The sequence below is a fragment of the Vibrio sp. R12-SW3-ISO1 genome (assembly GCF_059834005.1).
The window spans coordinates 1-18,151 of sequence record NZ_JCBDGK010000015.1 but is presented as its reverse complement, the minus strand read 5'-3'; the positions used below and the strand labels follow the sequence as shown (position 1 = coordinate 18,151).

The 18,151-nt window shown below is 48.1% G+C and carries 17 protein-coding genes, 5 tRNA genes and 1 pseudogene; 8 read left to right on the top strand and 15 right to left on the bottom strand.

From position 1 onward, the window contains the following. Positions 1–13: 13 nt before the first annotated feature. The 5 genes from AC6R0R_RS03670 (at position 14) to AC6R0R_RS03650 (ending at position 571) form a co-directional block, all read left to right on the top strand. Positions 14–88 (top strand) — tRNA-Gln (locus AC6R0R_RS03670). Positions 89–154: 66 nt separating this feature from the next. Continuing rightward, positions 155–239 (top strand) — tRNA-Leu (locus tag AC6R0R_RS03665). 16 nt (positions 240–255) lie between these two features. Further along, a tRNA-Met gene (locus AC6R0R_RS03660) sits at positions 256–332 on the top strand. A gap of 51 nt (positions 333–383) precedes the next feature. Further along, positions 384–468, top strand: a tRNA-Leu gene (locus tag AC6R0R_RS03655). A gap of 28 nt (positions 469–496) precedes the next feature. Then, positions 497–571 (top strand) — tRNA-Gln (locus tag AC6R0R_RS03650). Positions 572–710: 139 nt separating this feature from the next. Here the strand turns inward: AC6R0R_RS03650 and AC6R0R_RS03645 are convergent. The 15 genes from AC6R0R_RS03645 to AC6R0R_RS03575 form a co-directional block, all read right to left on the bottom strand. After that, positions 711–1,844, bottom strand: coding sequence for a flagellin (locus AC6R0R_RS03645; RefSeq protein WP_500625734.1), 1,134 nt, complete (start codon positions 1,842–1,844; stop codon positions 711–713). A 505-nt stretch (positions 1,845–2,349) separates the two neighbouring features. Then, positions 2,350–3,495, bottom strand: coding sequence for a flagellin (locus AC6R0R_RS03640; RefSeq protein ID WP_334551181.1), 1,146 nt, complete (start codon positions 3,493–3,495; stop codon positions 2,350–2,352). Between the two features lie 429 nt (positions 3,496–3,924). Further along, positions 3,925–5,118 (bottom strand): flagellar hook-associated protein FlgL, encoded by a 1,194-nt coding sequence (gene flgL / locus AC6R0R_RS03635; RefSeq protein WP_500625733.1) that lies wholly within the window; start codon positions 5,116–5,118, stop codon positions 3,925–3,927. A 9-nt stretch (positions 5,119–5,127) separates the two neighbouring features. Then, on the bottom strand, positions 5,128–7,002 hold the full coding sequence (gene flgK / locus AC6R0R_RS03630) for a flagellar hook-associated protein FlgK (protein WP_500625732.1): 1,875 nt from the start codon (positions 7,000–7,002) through the stop codon (positions 5,128–5,130). A 181-nt stretch (positions 7,003–7,183) separates the two neighbouring features. Next, positions 7,184–8,095, bottom strand: a complete 912-nt coding sequence (gene flgJ / locus AC6R0R_RS03625; protein WP_500625731.1) for a flagellar assembly peptidoglycan hydrolase FlgJ — start codon at positions 8,093–8,095, stop codon at positions 7,184–7,186. A gap of 10 nt (positions 8,096–8,105) precedes the next feature. Then, positions 8,106–9,197 (bottom strand): flagellar basal body P-ring protein FlgI, encoded by a 1,092-nt coding sequence (locus AC6R0R_RS03620; RefSeq protein ID WP_334551187.1) that lies wholly within the window; start codon positions 9,195–9,197, stop codon positions 8,106–8,108. 51 nt (positions 9,198–9,248) lie between these two features. Further along, entirely contained in the window at positions 9,249–10,031 is a 783-nt protein-coding gene (gene flgH / locus AC6R0R_RS03615) for a flagellar basal body L-ring protein FlgH (RefSeq protein WP_487903741.1), read from the bottom strand. A gap of 22 nt (positions 10,032–10,053) precedes the next feature. Next, positions 10,054–10,842, bottom strand: coding sequence for a flagellar basal-body rod protein FlgG (gene flgG / locus AC6R0R_RS03610; RefSeq protein WP_487903742.1), 789 nt, complete (start codon positions 10,840–10,842; stop codon positions 10,054–10,056). Between the two features lie 21 nt (positions 10,843–10,863). Beyond that, positions 10,864–11,613 (bottom strand): flagellar basal-body rod protein FlgF, encoded by a 750-nt coding sequence (gene flgF, locus AC6R0R_RS03605; protein ID WP_334551190.1) that lies wholly within the window; start codon positions 11,611–11,613, stop codon positions 10,864–10,866. A gap of 196 nt (positions 11,614–11,809) precedes the next feature. Further along, positions 11,810–13,114: a flagellar hook protein FlgE gene (gene flgE / locus AC6R0R_RS03600; protein ID WP_487903743.1), complete on the bottom strand. Its 1,305-nt coding sequence runs from the start codon at positions 13,112–13,114 to the stop codon at positions 11,810–11,812. A 43-nt stretch (positions 13,115–13,157) separates the two neighbouring features. Continuing rightward, positions 13,158–13,868: a flagellar hook assembly protein FlgD gene (gene flgD / locus AC6R0R_RS03595; protein ID WP_334551193.1), complete on the bottom strand. Its 711-nt coding sequence runs from the start codon at positions 13,866–13,868 to the stop codon at positions 13,158–13,160. A 16-nt stretch (positions 13,869–13,884) separates the two neighbouring features. Continuing rightward, a complete protein-coding gene (gene flgC, locus AC6R0R_RS03590) occupies positions 13,885–14,301 on the bottom strand; it encodes a flagellar basal body rod protein FlgC (RefSeq protein ID WP_487903744.1) in 417 nt (138 codons plus the stop codon). Between the two features lie 3 nt (positions 14,302–14,304). Next, entirely contained in the window at positions 14,305–14,700 is a 396-nt protein-coding gene (gene flgB / locus AC6R0R_RS03585; RefSeq protein ID WP_334551195.1) for a flagellar basal body rod protein FlgB, read from the bottom strand. 283 nt (positions 14,701–14,983) lie between these two features. Further along, on the bottom strand, positions 14,984–15,811 hold the full coding sequence (locus AC6R0R_RS03580; RefSeq protein ID WP_500625730.1) for a protein-glutamate O-methyltransferase: 828 nt from the start codon (positions 15,809–15,811) through the stop codon (positions 14,984–14,986). Positions 15,812–15,821: 10 nt separating this feature from the next. Continuing rightward, a complete protein-coding gene (locus tag AC6R0R_RS03575) occupies positions 15,822–16,748 on the bottom strand; it encodes a chemotaxis protein CheV (protein ID WP_500625729.1) in 927 nt (308 codons plus the stop codon). Between the two features lie 75 nt (positions 16,749–16,823). Between AC6R0R_RS03575 and flgA the strand changes: the two genes are divergently transcribed. The 3 genes and pseudogenes from flgA to AC6R0R_RS03560 form a co-directional block, all read left to right on the top strand. Further along, complete coding sequence (flgA, locus tag AC6R0R_RS03570; RefSeq protein ID WP_500625728.1) at positions 16,824–17,582, top strand: flagellar basal body P-ring formation chaperone FlgA; 759 nt, start codon at positions 16,824–16,826, stop codon at positions 17,580–17,582. Positions 17,583–17,665: 83 nt separating this feature from the next. Beyond that, positions 17,666–17,983, top strand: coding sequence for a flagellar biosynthesis anti-sigma factor FlgM (gene flgM, locus AC6R0R_RS03565; RefSeq protein WP_487903748.1), 318 nt, complete (start codon positions 17,666–17,668; stop codon positions 17,981–17,983). A 34-nt stretch (positions 17,984–18,017) separates the two neighbouring features. Further along, positions 18,018–18,151, top strand: a pseudogene (locus AC6R0R_RS03560) (flagella synthesis protein FlgN); the annotation flags it as partial.

Genomic DNA, 18,151 nt, shown 5'->3' with positions numbered 1-18,151 from the left:
CGCTATCACCTGCAGGTCTATCGCCAAGCGGTAAGGCAGCGGCTTTTGATGCCGCCATTCCCTGGTTCGAATCCAGGTAGACCTGCCATTATTTCTTGTGGTGAGTTTTCTCATTACAAGCGTCTAGAAAGACCTTCTAGGCACCATTAAGTATGCGGAAGTGGCGAAATTGGTAGACGCACCAGATTTAGGTTCTGGCGCCGCAAGGTGTGAGAGTTCAAGTCTCTCCTTCCGCACCATACTTGATTCAGGTTTGGCTACGTAGCTCAGCTGGTTAGAGCACATCACTCATAATGATGGGGTCACAGGTTCGAATCCCGTCGTAGCCACCATTACAATTCATAGCTGATTTTTACCCATAGTTCGGTTATGATATAAACAAAGCGGAAGTGGCGGAATTGGTAGACGCACCAGATTTAGGTTCTGGCGCCGCAAGGTGTGAGAGTTCAAGTCTCTCCTTCCGCACCATTATTTGATAGCATCGCTATCACCCTGCAGGTCTATCGCCAAGTGGTAAGGCAGCGGCTTTTGATGCCGCCATTCCCTGGTTCGAATCCAGGTAGACCTGCCATATTAAAACCCAGCCTTTGGCTGGGTTTTCTCGTTTCAGCCCAGTTACCTTTTTCGCATCTCTTCTGCACAAAAAAATCCAGCCCTTGGGCTGGATTTAACATTAAGTCATGACTTTTTTGATGCTAGAAATCACTTTCTTAGCCTAAAAGCCCCAACGCTGAGTTGGGCGCTTGCTTTGCCTGAGCAAGTACAGAGCTTGACGCTTGAGACAAGATCTGAGACTTAGTCAATGCGGTGGTTTCTTTGGCGAAGTCCGTATCTTTGATGCGGCTCTTCGACGCGTTAACATTCTCATTGATGTTGTCTAAGTTATTGATCGCGTGATTGAATCGGTTTTGGAATGCACCCAATTCCGCTCGGTGACTATCAACAAACTTAAGCGCAGCATCGACGATGGCAACAGACTCTTGAGCGCCACCGACGGTGCGAACGTCAATGGTATCCACGGTGACCGCTTTAGCTGGGCCAATGCTCAGTTCACCGGCTAGACTGCCTCCAAAGGTCGCCGTGCCTTCTACTGTGTTGTTATCGGTGAACAACTGAAGTTGACCATCTTCGTTAACCGACGCTTTCACCATGTCCGTTTGACCGTTGATGTAAGTGGCCAGCTGCTCAATATCATCCCCCTCTTTTGCGGTGATGGTGATGTCTTGCACGCCGCCAAACTTATCCGTGACGTTGATGGTCAAGTCATTGGCACCCGCTTGCACTGCCCAATCTTTATCTTGGCCGTTGGCTGCAACATAGCTGTTACCGCCCATCATTGTGTTGTCGCTGCGCATGTTGTTCATCGTCAACATAACCGCTTCACCATTATCCGCACCGATCTGGAACGATTTGGTGGCGAACGTGCCGTTAAGTAGCTTGTTGCCACCAAACGAGGTGGTCTCAGCGATACGATTCAATTCATCGTTCAACGCGGTGATCTCTTCTTGAATCGCCACACGTTCAGACTTAGAGTTCGAGCCGTTCGCCGATTGTAGCGAGAGGTCACGCATACGTTGCAGGATATTGGTGGTTTCATTCATCGCGCCTTCCGCTGTTTGCGCCATCGAAATGCCGTCGTTCGCATTTCGTACCGCGACGTCTAGGCCACGACTTTGGACATTCAAACGGTTCGAGATTTGCAGACCTGCTGCATCATCTTTCGCACTATTGATTTTGAAACCAGACGACAATTTTTCCATTGATGCTTGCTGCGCTGATGTTGCTGAGTTCAAGTAGCGCTGAGCTGTCATTGCCGAAACGTTGGTATTTACATTAACCGCCATAATGGTGTCTCCTATTGATTTCCGTAGAGCGGAGGTCCAAAGGTTTCCGACGTCTCGGTAAACCAATTAGTTCTCTCAAAGTATCCTTATAGCGACGCCAACTTGATTATCTTTAGAGCATTTTGATAAATCCTCCTCGTTGCATAGCAAAAATCGATAGAATTTGAGCAAGCTCAGAGTTCGAGAAAATATCATTAAAGTTTTGTGACTATTGACCGATCGGGTGTACTTAAGACATCAGTGCGAAAGAATTGCGATTGATTGAAGAAAGAGAAATCTGGAGATAAAAGAAAAGCCCCTTTTCCTTTGAGAGAACCGGGGCTATAGAGGTCACCAGTGCCTTTGGAGATCGAGAGAAATGATTCCGGGCTGGCAACCAAGACACAGGTAAAGCGGTTAAGCAGAGCAGGTTTGAGAGAGAACTCTGCTTATCCAATCACCCATGTTTGCCTGAATGCCTTCAAAAGCCCCACGTCTGGGTCTGCGCTAATGAAGATATTCGCAACTACTGCAATAGTGACATCGCAGAGTTTGGCAACTGTTTTGCTTGAGCGAGAATCGATGTCCCCGCCTGCTGCAGAATTTGTGCTTTGGTCATTGCCGTCGTCTCTTTGGCAAAATCCGTATCGCGGATTCGGCTGTTTGACGCTTCAACGTTTTCTTGGATGTTGGCCAAGTTATTAATACTGTGGCTGAGTCGGTTCTGCTTCGCACCCAGATCGGCACGCTGAGAGTCTACGTAACGTAGTGCCGCATCCAAGATACCGACCGCGTTTTGTGCGCCACCCACAGTATTGACGTCAATGTTCTGTACTGTGGTCTGAACACCAGGGCCACCATTGAGGCCAATCTCGGTCGCTAAGCCACCAGAGATATTCATATTGCCTTCCAAGTTAGGCTCAGCGGCAAAGATTTGCAGTCTGCCATCTTGATCGACCGACGCTTTCAGTTTGTCGGTTTGACCGTTGATGTACGTCGCTAGCTCTTCGATGTCATCCCCTTCTTTCGCGAGGATGTCGAGCGTCACTGCTTCGCCATCTTTGGTGGTGAATTCAAATTTAAGATCTCTAGCGGTGGCAGGTACGCCCCAGTCTTTGTCTTTACCCTTCTCGGCATCGGAGATGAACGACTGGCCTCCCATGCGGAAATCATCGGCACGAATGCTGGTCAATCCCATGATGATCGCTTCACCCGAGCTGGCACCGATCTGGAATGACGCTTCACCAAATGATCCGTTGAGCAGCTTACGTCCACCAAAAGAGGTCGTTTCTGCAATACGGTTAAGCTCATCTTGCAGCGCGGACACTTCTTCGTTCAGCGCTTGACGCTCTGAGGCGGAGTTGGTGCCGTTCGCTGATTGTAGCGACAAATCACGCATACGTTGCAGAATCGAGGTCGACTCATTCATCGCCCCTTCTGCGGTTTGTGCAATCGAGATACCGTCGTTGGCGTTACGCATCGCGACATCTAAACCACGAGACTGAGCAGTCAAACGGTTTGAGATTTGCAGACCCGCTGCATCGTCTTTCGCACTGTTGATCTTTTGACCTGAAGATAGGCGCTCCATCGACGTATTCAAATCGCCAGTCGCTTTGTTCAGGTAACGCTGAGCGGTCATTGCTGACACGTTAGTGTTGACTGTAATGGTCATAGTTTGCTCTCCTAGTGAGTCGCAAGTTCTTGCGAAGCGGCCAGCTTAATCTCATTTGGAAGCACTGACCGTGTATGACTTGCTAAGCAGGCGGTAGCCGGCTTAAAAATTTCTACTCTGATTTTACTAATTCAAGTTGTATGCCAACTTAACAAAAAATAGCCAAATCAATTTATTTTAATAACTATCAATAGGTTATTAATATCACTTCCATCGAGTCGCGCTTAGTTACTCTGTGCTTGCTAGTGAGCGGCACTCAATCATTGCCGCTCGGTGGCAAGGCTTGCCGATACACAGGCTAGCGGGTTTTGCTCGGCGCTTAAGGCGTAGCACATAAGGCATGGAGCGAACCCATTGGTTATCCTGAACTTGTGTCAGACAACCCAATCACCGAGGTGTTAAGCATCAACTTAGGCGATAAAGATCCCTTTAGAGATAGTTAAACAGGGTTAAGTCTTTTGTTTTTCCGAACGCTTGCTGCGATGCCTGCAACGCACGCGTGTTTTCGTTAAATTCGATGATCGCTTCCGAGTAATCCAAATCTTCAAAGTTGCTTTTCGATTTGGCGAGCGTCATCTTAAAATCTTCATGTTGCTCTTCTTGAATATCGAGCGTGCTCAACCTTGCCCCCACATCCGTGCGCGCTTTATTGAGATGAATAAACGCCGAATGGAATTCTTGAGTCATTCGATGCAAACGTGCGGTATTGGACGTATCTGACACAGACCCTTGTGACAAGGCCATTGCTTCTTGAAAGGTATCGAAAATGCTGTAGCTTTTGCGCGGCTCAAGCGTGATTTCATCGCCCTTCTCGATTTGGCCTTTGACCTGGATCGTCAACTCCTCGTACTTGATCCCTTTCGCCGGATCAAAGGTATCGGCCTGAACCACACTGCCGTCGCGCTCGAGTTGATAGCCATATTTACCACCGGGCATATCAACAAACGTGACCTTATAGCTCGAGTCATCATCAGGATTAAAGTTGGTCGCGCGCTCAAGTAGCAACTCAGAGGTATCCCCCAGGTTATAGTCCGGCGCGTAATCACCAAAGGGGTTATCTATTTCCATAAACAGCTTGCTACCTGGATCGTTGATCGGCATTTCAAGCGTGTTGGAGATTTTCATCTTGCGTTGGTAGTCATCGCCTGCGTACACCACAGCGCCATCTTTATCTCGAAAGAAGGGTTGGTTTTTCGGCTTAGTCCCGGCAAAAATGTAGTTGCCTGATTCATCTTGTACATTCACCAAGTTAAGGAAGTTATTGCTGATTTCCTCAAGCTCTCGACGCTTCGCGATGCGGTCTTCAGGGGACAACGCACCGTTGATCATTTCCATCACGGTTCGCTTTGCTTCATCGGCGTACTCTTCCGCATTGGAAATAATCACTTCGTGGTGCTCAAGGCGATTACGCGTCAGCACGATGGCATCGGTGTATTGGCGCAATTGCTCTTTCTGCTGGCCGATATTCTGGATGTAGTGCGTGGCCAAGGGATCATCACTGGCGCGCATCAACTTCTTACCTGAAGCGAGCTGCGCTTGGTTATGATGGACTTTTGCTTCTTGACGACGCAGATCGTTTTGCACCGACTGATAATTGTGGAAGCTGGAAATACGGTTGATCATTTACGCCCCCTATCGCAATGCCAAAATCGTGTTAAAGGTGTCGTTTGCCGCTTGCATGATGCGTGAAGACGCCATGTACGCTTGCTGAAACTTCATCATGTTGGCGGCTTCCTCATCCAAATTCACTCCGGAGATAGACGCTACACGCTCTTGTGCCGCCTCTTTCTCTAACCTTGACACATCGGTTAAACGTGATGCGGTAGACATCTGTAACCCGACGTTGGTGTTGAGGTTGTGATAGATATCGAGAATGGTCGACTCACCATCATTGAGTTTTTTCTCGGTTTGGATGTTTTGCATTTTGAGCAAGTTGCCGTTGTCCCCCTCTGAAGGGACAAGGTTTGCCGTAAATTTATCGTTCGGCAATGCCCCATCGGTCAGTTCAAAAATCGTACCTTGAACCTCGACAGGACCAAACGGTGGGTAATCTTGGGGCGGCAAGAGAATTTTGCCTTTTGTGTCCGTGACGGCAAATTGCTTCCCATCCGGCGATACCACCACTTCAAACTCGCGCAAATCCCCTACTTCTTCGATATTGAATTTCGCTTTACCTTGCGCGAAAGTGGTCGAAGCTTCATAACTCTGCGCGGCGATCGCGGTCGGATCATTGGTGGCCATTTTCATTTGCGCAGCGCCACTGCGGGTCGGACGAATCAACACGCGTTCGCCCGGCGCTAAATCTTGATTGATTTCAATACGTAAGCCATCAATTTGCAGTGCATTACCTACTTGAGGTACGGCAAACTGCTCACCGGATGGGCGAGTAATGACGTAGTCACCGTCGTGATACTGGAGCGAATACTCGCCACCTTCAAGCCGAGAGGTATCTTCAATATACACGGCTAAATCCGCATTAGAATTTGAGGCTGTTACCACACGTGATTTAGCTATGATGTCTGAATTGACATCAGTAAAAATCAGACCACCAATTTCCCCCCTAAGATCAAGACCTTGAGATTGTAATCTATTCACTTCATAAGAAAACGACGTGGCGAGTTTGCCAAGCTCATCCATAAGCTGGGGGATCTTATCATCACGCATCGTGAGCATAGCGCCCATTTTGCCATCAATATCTTTGGTGGTAATCGCTTTGATGCCTTTACCCTCAATCATGGCTAAGCGGCGCTGATGAACATCTGGGTAACCATCGATCATGGTTAAGCGACTCGCTTCCGTTCCTGACACTAAGGTATGCCCGTTACCGATATGGATGTTGAACCCTTCCGCATTCTTGCGCGGAGTCACGGTCACTTTGGTGTACTCAGACAGTTCTGCCACCAGCTTTTCGTGTTGGTCCATCAAATCGTTGTGCGGCCCAGGCGTTCTCATCATCAAACGATGCAAATCACGAATTTCAAGTGCCAGTTGATTCATTCGCTCGACACCGAGATCGAGTTTTTTGTTGGTCACATCCGACTGACGGCGAATGGTCTCATGGAAATCATTGAGGTTTTGGGTGATCAAATTGGCTTTTTCGAGCACCACTTTACGTGCCCCGACATCGTTGGGGCTGTCGGCAAGCGACTTCACCGCATCAAACCACTCATTGAGATTTTCTGGGATTTTTTTCGAGGCAACCGAGGAGAGCATGTTCGACAGCATTTCTAAGTTCGCTTCATCGTCGACTTTGTGCGCGTAATTGGTGGTCGAGACATTGAGTTCATTAACGGCAAATTGATCCCATGAGCGGCGAACTTTTTCCACATGCACGCCCATACCGTAGGTTTCCCCGCCATATTGACGCGGCATGTTTGTGCCTTGTATCACCGACTGACGGCTATAACCCTCGGTATTCACGTTCGAGATGTTGTGCCCTGTGGTGTTCAATTGTCTCTGAGCCGTCAGTACGCTTTGCGAACCAAGATTCAGAAGATCAGACGCCATATTGCCCCCAAGAAACCTTTATTTATCAGTGTTTACTGATTGCCTATGGACTTAAATAGCAATATGTGTGCCAGGGTTAGTTTTCGAGAGTGTATGGGATAAGATTGATCGGATTAGGGGTGGTGGGTGGTGGGTGGTGGGTGGTGATAGGGTCTGCTGAGAGACCCTATCGGTCAAGCCATTACATGCTATCAATACGTCGTTTGACACTCAGCACTTTATCCGCGTAATCGGGGTCTGTGGCATAACCGGCATCATGAATGCCGCGAATAAACGCCTCATCATCGCCATTGTGCTTGAGCGCTGTGGTGTAGCGAGGGTTTTGATTGAGGAAGCGCACATAGTCGTTAAAACTCTCTTCAAAGTTAGCGTAAGAACGAAATGCTGCTCGCTCTTGTACTGGCACCCCCTGATGATATTCAAGAGTTTGAGTGGACATCTTATTGCCTGCCCAGCTGCGGTCGGCTTTGATATTGAAGAGGTTGTTACTGCTACCACGCGAATTGTTGATGACTTTTTGGCCCCAGCCGGTTTCGAGCGCCGCTTGAGCAAGTAGCAATGATGAGTCCACGCCGAGTGCCTGAGCGGCCTTTTCCGCATAAGGTGACATCGACGCTACAAACGATTCTGGAGAATCGAATGTATTCGCTTGCTCCTCTCCAGTAGCACGGATTTCAGCAGGGGCATTGGCACGCTCTTCACGAATACGAGAGACTTTGTCCATCATGGCTTCAAAATCAGGGTTGCGGTTGTTCGCGGTTTCATTATCCACTTGGCCTGTGGAAAGCTGCGCCACAATCATGTCGGCAAGACCGAGTGAGCCAGAGGCACTAAATTCACTCGCCATCTGATCATCCATCATCTGACGATAGAACTGTTGGTTCTGGCTGTCCATCAAGCCGGATTCAAAGGTTGAATTGGCATCACGCATCGATTTGAACAGCATAGAGGTAAAAATCGCTTCAAACTGTTTGGCGGCGGCGTTGAGCGCTTCTTGCTCTGCCCCTTCCTCACCATTGACCGCTTTACGGCGCAGTGAGTCTAGGTTGGCGATATCATGAATAAAACCGATGTCATTTCCGTTATTGATCATATCGCCCCCGTTAAATGATGATCAGCTGACCTTCAATCGCGCCCGCTTGTTTCAGCGCTTGCAAGATTGCCATCAGATCAGACGGCGCCGCGCCGACTTCATTCACTGCACGAACCAGATCGTCTAGAGTCAATCCAGGCTCAAACTTAAACATCTTGCCTTGTTCTTCGGTGACTTCGATATCGCTGTCGGGGACGACAACCGTCTCACCACCACCAAACGCATTCGGTTGACTCACGTTGAGATTTTCTTTGATTGCCACTGTCATGCCACCATGAGTCACGGCAGCCGGCTTCAAGCGCACGTGCTGGCCGACAACGATCGTCCCTGTACGTGAGTTAACAATGATCTTCGCTGCACCATCGGCGGGGTTAAATTCGAGGTTTTCAATCGCTGATAAGAAGGCCACACGCTGAGTGACATCGCGAGGCGCACGCACTTTCACCGATGTGGCATCCACCGCTGAGGCCATCTGAGGACCCAGGAAGTTGTTAACGGCATCCGCCATACGCTGAGCAGTAGTGAAATCAGATTCAAGCAAGTTAAACGTGATGTAATCACCACGACTAAACGGCGATGGGATTTCTCTCTCAACGATGGCTCCGCTGGAAATCATACCTGCTGTCGGGTTGTTGCCGACAATTTTAGAACCATCAGCGCCAGTCGCACTAAAGCCACTCACCACCAAATTGCCTTGCGCCACCGCATACACTTGCCCATCTAGACCTTTGAGCATGGTCTGCATCAGTGTACCGCCACGCAAGCTTTTCGCCGAGCCTATTGAGGAAACCGTCACATCTACCGTCTGGCCTTGCTTAGAAAAGGGCGGCAACTCAGCCGTCACAATCACAGCGGCAACGTTTTTGGTCTTTGGCTTAGTGCCGGGCGGCAATTGAATGCCAAAGTTTTGCAGCATGGCGTTAAAGCTTTGATCGGTAAAGGGTGTCGATTCTCCTGTGCCCGGCAAACCTGTGACCAACCCGTAACCGACAAGTTGGTTACTACGAACACCGGCAATTTGAGCCACGTCTTTAATACGCGCAGCCTGAGCTTGTGTTACAACAAGCAGCGAGCTAATTAGGAAGACAAACAACGTTTTCATGGGGATACCTTATTCTCTAACGCAATGCCAAAACATCGACATCAAACGGGATTAAAGAGCGACATTAAAAAATCGTGCCAAAAATCCAGGCTCTTGCATATCTTGTTGCGTTCCCGTACCAGAGTACTGGATTCGGGCATTTGAAATACGCGTTGACGCGATGGTATTGTCGTAGTCGATGTCATCTGGACGGATGGTGCCGCTTAAGCGGATATATTCGTCCCCCGTGTTGAGGGTCAACCACTTTTCACCGCGAATCACCAAATTTCCGTTCGCCAGAACTTCAATCACTTCGACCGAAATCGAGCCTGAAATGCTGTTACTTTGGTTCGCCGCCGCGCTGCCACTGAACGAATTATCATTGCTTAAGTTATATGAAAAATTGTAGTCACCAATGGTCAACTGCTGACCACCCACTTCCAGCGGATCCATCGACGCATCATTATTTTTTGACAGATCAGCGTCTGAGCTTTTCGCCGCTTTGGTACTTTCATCTAAAGTGACGGTGATGATGTCACCGATGCCTCTCGGTTTAGAGTCGTCGTACAAACTGACGGTCATTTTACCGGTATTAAACAACGAACCGGTTGCCGCCGCGTAGTGCTCCGGCTCATGCTTAGGATGAATGGGGGCCCAAGCAGGATCGCCAGCGACAGGGTCGGTGCGTCCTCGCAGAGTATCAACAATCCCAGAGCTATCATCGGAAGATTTATCTCCTTCTACAGCATCAACGGTAGTTGTACCTTGAACCACATCCGGTGTCTCGATTGGCATATCCAGCATGGTACAGCCTGAGAGCAGTGCTATCAGTGTTACACTAATGACTCGCATCATCACAATCCCCTTACTCATTCAGTTATAGCTGTTGGTTTACGAAGCTCATCATCTTATCGACGGCAGAGATAACTTTTGAGTTCATTTCGTACACGCGCTGCGCTTCAATCATGTTGACCAGCTCTTCCGTCACGTTCACGTTTGAGGTCTCTAGCATCGATTGACGCACTTCACCAAACCCGTCAAAACCCGGTACGCCTTCTTGAGGGTCACCACTGGCACCGGTTGGCAAGTAGAGGTTTTGACCAATAGGCTCAAGACCACCAGGGTTGATAAAATCAACCGTAGTAATTTGCCCCAGAACTTGGTTATCTTGCTGACCTCTCACGCGCACAGAGACTTCCCCATCCGTACCAACAGTAATGCTGATGGCGTCGTCTGGAATCGTGATTTCAGGCTCTAAGGAATACCCCGAACCAGACGTGACAATCACACCTTCACTGTTGACGGTGAACTGACCATTGCGCGTGTAACCGATGTTGCCATCCGGCATCAATATTTGGAAAAAACCGTCGCCTTCGATCATCATATCGAGGCTGTTGTTGGTCGTTTGCGTATTCCCTTGGGTATGCACCTTCTGAGTTGCCACGACCTTAGAACCCGCGCCGAGCATTAAACCACTTGGCAATTCGGTATTTTGCGAAGATTGACCACCCGGCTGGTTGATATTTTGATAGAACAAATCTTCAAACACAGGACGGCTTTTCTTAAAACCCACCGTCGAGGCGTTAGCCAAGTTGTTGGAAATGGTCGAAATATTGGTTTGCTGAGCATCTAAGCCCGTCTTACTTACCCATAATGCCGGTTGCATAATTCTCTCCTAGAAACTGTCTTAGCTCATACGAAGCAGAGAATCAGACGCTTTGTCCATGTCTTCTGCTGTGCTCATCATCTTGACCTGCATTTCGAATTGTCGTTGAAGATCAATCAAGCTGGTCATCTCACCGATGGCATTCACGTTGCTGCCCTCTAACGCGCCTTTGAGCAGTTTTACGCCGGCATCCGCCTCGTAAGCTGCATTGGGATCTTTAGCGCGGAAGAGGCCATTGACATCTTTGTACAGTGATTGGTTGTCGTTGCGTGTCAGTTTGATGCGATCAACGATTTCGATCGCATCCGCTGGGGCGCCTTGTGGCACAACAGAAATCGTCCCATCAGTACCGATTTCCACTTTGCTCAACGGAATCGGTAGGGTGATCGGTGCGCCTGTCTCGCCCAATACCAAGTTGCCATTACCATTGGTAAGCAAGCCATTGACGTCAATGTTGAGGTTACCGTTTCGAGTCAGGCCTTCTTTGCCCGTCTTGTCCATAACGGCAATCCAACCTTGACCTTCAATAGTGACATCGAGATCTCGCCCAGTGGTAATCACACTGCCTTGCTGAAAATTATGGCCAGGTCGCTCTGTCATGCTAAACACGCGGCTTGGCAAACCGTCGCCGTATGCTTGCATTGAGCGGGCTTGCGCCAAATCAGCACGGAACCCCGTGGTACTAACGTTTGCCAGGTTATTCGCTCTTAGCTGCATCGCTTGCATATTTTGCTTTGCTCCACTCATAGCGAGAAACAGTGCACGATCCATAATTTGCTCCAACAATCACAATTTAGAACATTTAAAGCAATTGGCGTGCCAATAAAAATAAGCAAATATTATCAATCAGTTGAAAAGAGAAATGGCAATATAGAATAAGATTGGAGCGGCAATTGCCGCTAGAGGCAACAATAGCAAACCAACGATTGCCGTTAGTTTGCTATTCAGAAGATTGCGTGTGATTCGATTAACGAATCTGAAGGATATTTTGTTGAGTTTGGTTGTGCACTTCAAGTGAACGTGAGTTCGCTTGGAAGTTGCGCTGGGCTGAAATCAGATCCACCAGCTCTTGAGTCATATCAATGTTGGACTGTTCAAGCACACCACTATTGATTGTACCAAATGAGCCTTTGTTCGATTCTCCCCATACTTTGGCGCCAGAGTTTTGAGTGGCATCCCATTGAGTTCCCCCCTTCTTATCTAGGCCTTGTTCATTGGCTACTCGAACCAACGCGACACGTCCCAAGGTGATATTCTCACCGTTAGAGTATGTGCCAAGGACACTACCGTTTTCATCAAAGTCAACCTTCGTCAAGAAGCCAGTAGTTGCACCATCTTCGTCAAACTTGGTCAATTCAAACGGAGCCGCAAACTGAGTGGCACTATCAAGGCCAAACGACAATGTTTGGTTGATGTCTGCACCGTTCAAGTCAATCGGGTTAGCACCCGCCCCCAAAGGTTCGGAGACGATATTCTGCCCATTGTTTAAACTGGCTAGCGTACCATCATTATTGAAACGCATAGTGTGACCGACATGCCCCGTCGGACTCGTTGCATCACCACCAACGATGTTCAGCGGCTTCTCACCGGCACTGTCCGTCACCGTGTAGTATGTCTGCCACGTATTCGCCTGATTTTGATCTTTTAGATAGTAGGTCGTCAGTTTGTACGACTGGCCCATCGAATCATAAATCGTCGAGGACGTTGAGCGGTTGTACGTCTCGGGATCGGAATAATCAAACAAGGTTGGGTCCTTCAAATCCCCACCAGCAGGTAAGTTCACCCCTACTTCAATGTTTGATGTTTGCTTTGGCTTACCAAACTCTTTTGGAATGTTAAGTGGCGAAGGCTCATAAGAGAGAACATCACCGGTATCTGGATTGACTTGGTAACCGAGTAAGAACTCGTCATTGGCGGTCACCATGTAGTTGTTTTTATCCAAATGAAACGCGCCGTTACGAGTCAGTTCATTGGATGTTGGGGTTAATCTGTCTTTTGCGACGGCAAAGAACCCCGTACCAGATACACGCAAATCCATGGGGTTATTGGTATAAATACTGGAACCTTCATGGAACTGCTGAGCAACCTGTGCTGCCTGCACACCTTGCCCTGGCGTTGTTTTCGCATGGGTAAAGAGTGAATTTGAGTACACATCGCCAAACTCTGCACGCGACTCTTTAAAGCCGAACGTGTTTGCGTTCGCAATGTTGTTACTGGTAGTGTTCAGATCTAACTGAGCTGCGGATAACCCGCTAAGTGCAACATATGACATTCCAAAATCTCCTATCTAGCTAGCGTCGTTTATCACTAACACGTTACGCTTTGCCAACTTCTAGTACTTCAGCAAGTCGAACTGGCGACTCGAAGCCAGCCAGATTGAGTAGTACGTTACCATCGCCTTTACCTAAGAGAACACTATTGACGTTTGCATAGGTTGATACCTCAAACTCTTTCGATTCTCCATCCAGCAAACCCGCGGCTCTCACCTTGTATTTGCCAGCCGGCAATGGATTACCGTTTTGATCCTTGCCGTCCCATTCGACTCGGTTGTCGCCCGCAGGCTTAGCACCGGCATCGAAGGTTCGAACAAGTTGGCCCATTTGGTCTTCAATACGCACCATCATATTGTCTACGGATTGCGGAAGCTTGACCATCGCAGCCATGCTGCCAGTGTCCTTCTTCACACCCGAAGCACCAGGGACTAATACATCACGTCCTACTAATGATGAGGCTTGAAGCGCTTGGTTCGACGTCATAGAGGTATTGAGCGTTTCGAACTGAGTGTTCATTTTGCCAATCCCGTCTACCGTCGCAAATGACGCCATTTGCGCAATCATCTGGTCATTACTGACCGGCTTAAACGGATCTTGCTGAGCAAGCTGCTTAGTGAGTAGTGATAAGAAGTCTTCTTGTTTAAGATCTTGCTTACCTGTGGTCTCATTAGGCTTATTCTTGTCTTGAAGCTGTTTAAGCTGGTCGATATAGGACAAGCCGTTTTGACCAACATTATTTATGCCATCGGCCATACGTTACCTCCTATCCTTATTGACCCATCTGCAGCGTACGCAGCAGCATTTGTTTGCTTGCATCTGCCACTTGAACATTCGTTTGGTATGAACGAGAAGCAGAAATCATGTTGGCCATTTCTTCCATCACATTGACGTTAGGTTTGTAGATATACCCTTCATCATTGGCAAGTGGGTGGTCAGGGTTGTACTCCGCGGTGAGCGGTTTATCACTTTCAACGATGCCCATTACCTTCACTGGCACCATATGGTCGCGGCCATACTTTGCCTTACTTAACTCAGCACCAAATACTGCATGGCGAGCCTTATAGGTATCTTTCGCAGAGCTTGAGATACTGTCCGCGTTCGCCAAGTTGCTCGAGGTGGTATTTAGACGAACAGATTCAGCGCTCATCGCAGAACCAGTGACATTGAAAACGTTAAATAAGCTCATCTATTAATCCCCTTTGATTGCCTTGGTTAAGTTCTTGAACTTACTGCCTAGGAAGTCCAGTGACGCTTGGTGTCTAATTTGGTTTTGCATAAACAAGTTACGCTCTAAATCCACATCCACCGTGTTGCCGTCACCCGTGTCAGGTTGGGTTGGAAGACGATACATGACTTCCCCTGTCACCTGAGTAGAGGCAGGAATATGCCGACCATCCGTACGGCTAAGACTAATGCTTGCCCCCGACGTTGCCGCCTGTAATGCCTTTTGAAAGTCCATCCCTTTCGATTTATACCCAGGCGTGTTGGCTTGCGCGATGTTGGTGGAAATCACCTCAGCATTACGCTCACGTACACCCACCGTATGTTGGTGGATACCTAGTGCATTGTCGAAAGAAATAGCCATGTTGACCTCTACTCAAAGAACTGACCGATACTATTAAATGATTTAGCAATTAGCGTACCAACTTTTAGGTTTGCCGTTGTTTAGCCATTTAATCGAGTGTACGAGACACTCATGTTTTGTTTAGCAATTACCGAGCCAATTTCCGGTCAGTTGGGAATCCGTCTTTGTCGATGTCATCATTGCGACACATAGGCATTGTTGCTGCGGATAGGTATTCACAGTATGGCAGAAAAAAAATCCCAGCCACAAGGCTGGGATTTGAGTGAGAGTGAGAGTGAGAAGACTACTTGAGCTTGTAAATAATGCCGGGGTTGCAACGTACCATCTCAAAACGGTCGGTCAGCCCAGTGAGTGACTCCGATGCGCCAAGCAACAAATAACCACCGGGGTTAAGACTGTTGGCCATCTGGTTGAGCACTTTTGATTTCATATCCGGCGAAAAATAGATCAACACGTTACGACAAAATATAATGTCAAATTTACCCAGTAACGCATAGCTTTCCATTAAGTTCTGTGGTCGAAAGTTCACCAAACGCTTCACGTTGTCTTTCACTTTCATTCGGCCATCTCCGGCATCTTCAAAGAAAGTACGACGACGCTCGGGTGAGAGACCTCGCCCTAGGGCAAGGTTGTCATAGATACCCGCTCGACACATATCCAACATGCTAGATGAGATGTCTGTTGCCGTAATGGCGACACTCGGTAGCAAGCCTGGTTTGCGTTGCTGCGTCTCCAACACTGTCATTGCCATAGAGTAGGGTTCTTGACCCGACGAGCTAGCCGCTGACCATATTTTGATTGGGCGCTTATTCGCGGCCACTTCAGGCAGAAGCTTATCGGACAACACTGTAAATGGGTAACCATCACGAAACCATAAGGTTTCGTTGGTCGTCATCGCATCCACAGCGGCAACACGCAACTCACGGTTTCTCCCAGTGACGACATCTCTCAACAGGTCAGACAAAGAGGCCAACTTAAACTTGGTCACCAGTGGACTCAAGCGGCTCCGAACGAGATACTGCTTGCTATCCCCAAGCACAATGCCACATTGCGCTTCGAGGAAACGGCTGAAATCACGATATTCTTGATCGCTTATTGTTATGGCTGTCATTCAGTTCTCTTTAGTTAGTCAGCGCAGATTTCACTGCATTACCTAGCTCATCAGGATTGAATTTCGCAATAAATGAGTTGGCGCCTACCCGCTCAACCATCGCTTGGTTAAAGACACCACTGAGTGATGAGTGAAGGATAACGTACAAATTTTTCAAATCCGCATTGCGGCGAATTTCGGCCGTTAAGGTGTAACCATCCATCTCTGGCATTTCGATGTCTGAGATCACCAAGGAAATCTGGTCATAAATACTGCCTTCAGCGGCCATTTCCACCAGCTTTTCGTACGCTTCTTTCCCATCTTTAACCGCAATAACATCAAAGCCAATTGACGTAATCGCTCTTTCTACCTGCTTACGTGCCACAGTGGAGTCGTCGGCAATGAGAATTCGGCGAACGATCTGTTTTTCTGTCTCTGCTTGGGCGATTTCCTCACCGATGGATGCATCCATGGTTTCATCAACCGGCGCGATTTCTGCAAGGATTTTCTCTACGTCGAGGATTTCTACCAACTCGTTATCGATGTTGGTGACCGCGGTGAGGTAGTTTGCTTTACCCGCGCCATCTGGCGGCGGCAAGATCGCTTCCCAATGCATGTTGATGATGCGCTCGACAGAGGTAACCAAAAACGCTTGAATAGAGCGGTTGAACTCGGCAATGACAACGAAAGCTTTTTCTACATCGGTGGTCGGACGTCCACCGATGGCTAAACTTAAATCAATGACAGAAACCGTATGGCCACGAATGTGGGCGACTCCTTTCACCAAACGGTGCAGATTTGGCATAGAAGTAAGCTTAGGACATTGGAGCACCTCTTTTACTTTAAATACGTTTATTCCATAACGCTGACGCCCCATCAGGCGGAAGGTAAGGAGTTCCAATCGGTTTTGACCGACGAGTTGCGTACGCTGATTCACAGAATCAAGAATACCGGTCATAAGCTCATCTCCATCTAAAACTTTCGTGTCAAAAAATGATAGTCTACTACAAGCTAAGAAATTCTAGGAAACAGAATGAAGAACCTAAAATCACAGTTTTGTTCAATTTCCACTAGTTGTTCTTTCACTAAGTGTAGAGCTTTATTTAAAAGAGTTTATACGTCTATCGGTGTTTTGTGTATTTTCTTTAGCTTTTCAGTCAATTCCGCTACCGAAGCTCAGATATTTGCCATACAAAATGCCGCTCAAGAGTACATTTTAGCCAATGTCGAATGGCCGACAGGTGGTACTTTGGAGGCAGACGCCGCCTCCATCGATAGTCGTATTTTTGCCACAGATTGCCCCGAGCCGCTCGTGGCATCCTCTAGCTCCACCAACCCGATGGCCAGTAATATTACCGTCCAAGTCGAGTGTGAAGCGGATAACTGGCGGGTCTATGTGCCTGTTCGCCTGACGAGAACCGGTCCACAAGTCACTCTACTGAGCCCAATTTCCCGTGGGCAAATCATTGCAGCACACGACATTACAATCAGCATGGTCGATTTGCAACGCTTCAGACGGCAAGGTTTTTCCTCGCTCGATGCGGTCATTGGAGCCAAAGCAAAAAAAAACATGAACGCCGGTGACGTAGTCGAAAACCGTGATATTTGCGTGGTGTGCCGCAATGAAACCGTCACCATTCGCGCCGTACAGTCTGGTATGACCATCACCACCAAAGGCGTGGCTTTGACAGATGGATCTCATGGTGAGCAGATAAGAGTGAAAAATAGTAAATCCAACCGTATAATTGAAGGTAGAGTAACAGGCATTTCAGAAGTCACGGTTATTTTTTAACTTTGGTTGAAAAAGCACTAAAGTTATTCGCCCTGTAGTCGATAGTGACAGTACAGGTCATCCTCTAATTAAAAGGCTCAAACATGGCAGGTATTGATAACATTCGTGCAGGGCAGACGTTAACCACGTCCACTCGTAGCCCCTCGCGCAGTGAAACGAACGCAACATCCAGTACAAGTGACTCTTCGAGCAAGTCGGGTGTAGCGCAAGATTCGGTGTCCCTCAGCACACAAGGTAAAGCGGTGGGCGAGATGCATAATCAAATGGCAAGTCAACCCAGCTTTGACAAAGCAAAAGTGGCGGCAATCAAAGAAGCGATTGCAAACGGCTCTTATTCCGTGGATCCGGAAAAGCTGGCTGACAACATGATGAAATTCGAAAAAGAGCTTGGTGGTTTTTAACCACTGAATTCGGTACTGAAGAAGCAATACCACCATGGCAGCGTTAAAAGGGCTTGTAGAATTCCAATTGCAAAGCGCAACCGAATTGTCGGCACTGTTAGAGCAAGAAAAAGTGGCGATAGCCAGTCGCATCTCTAAAGATATCGAACAGGTTGCGAAAGCGAAGGT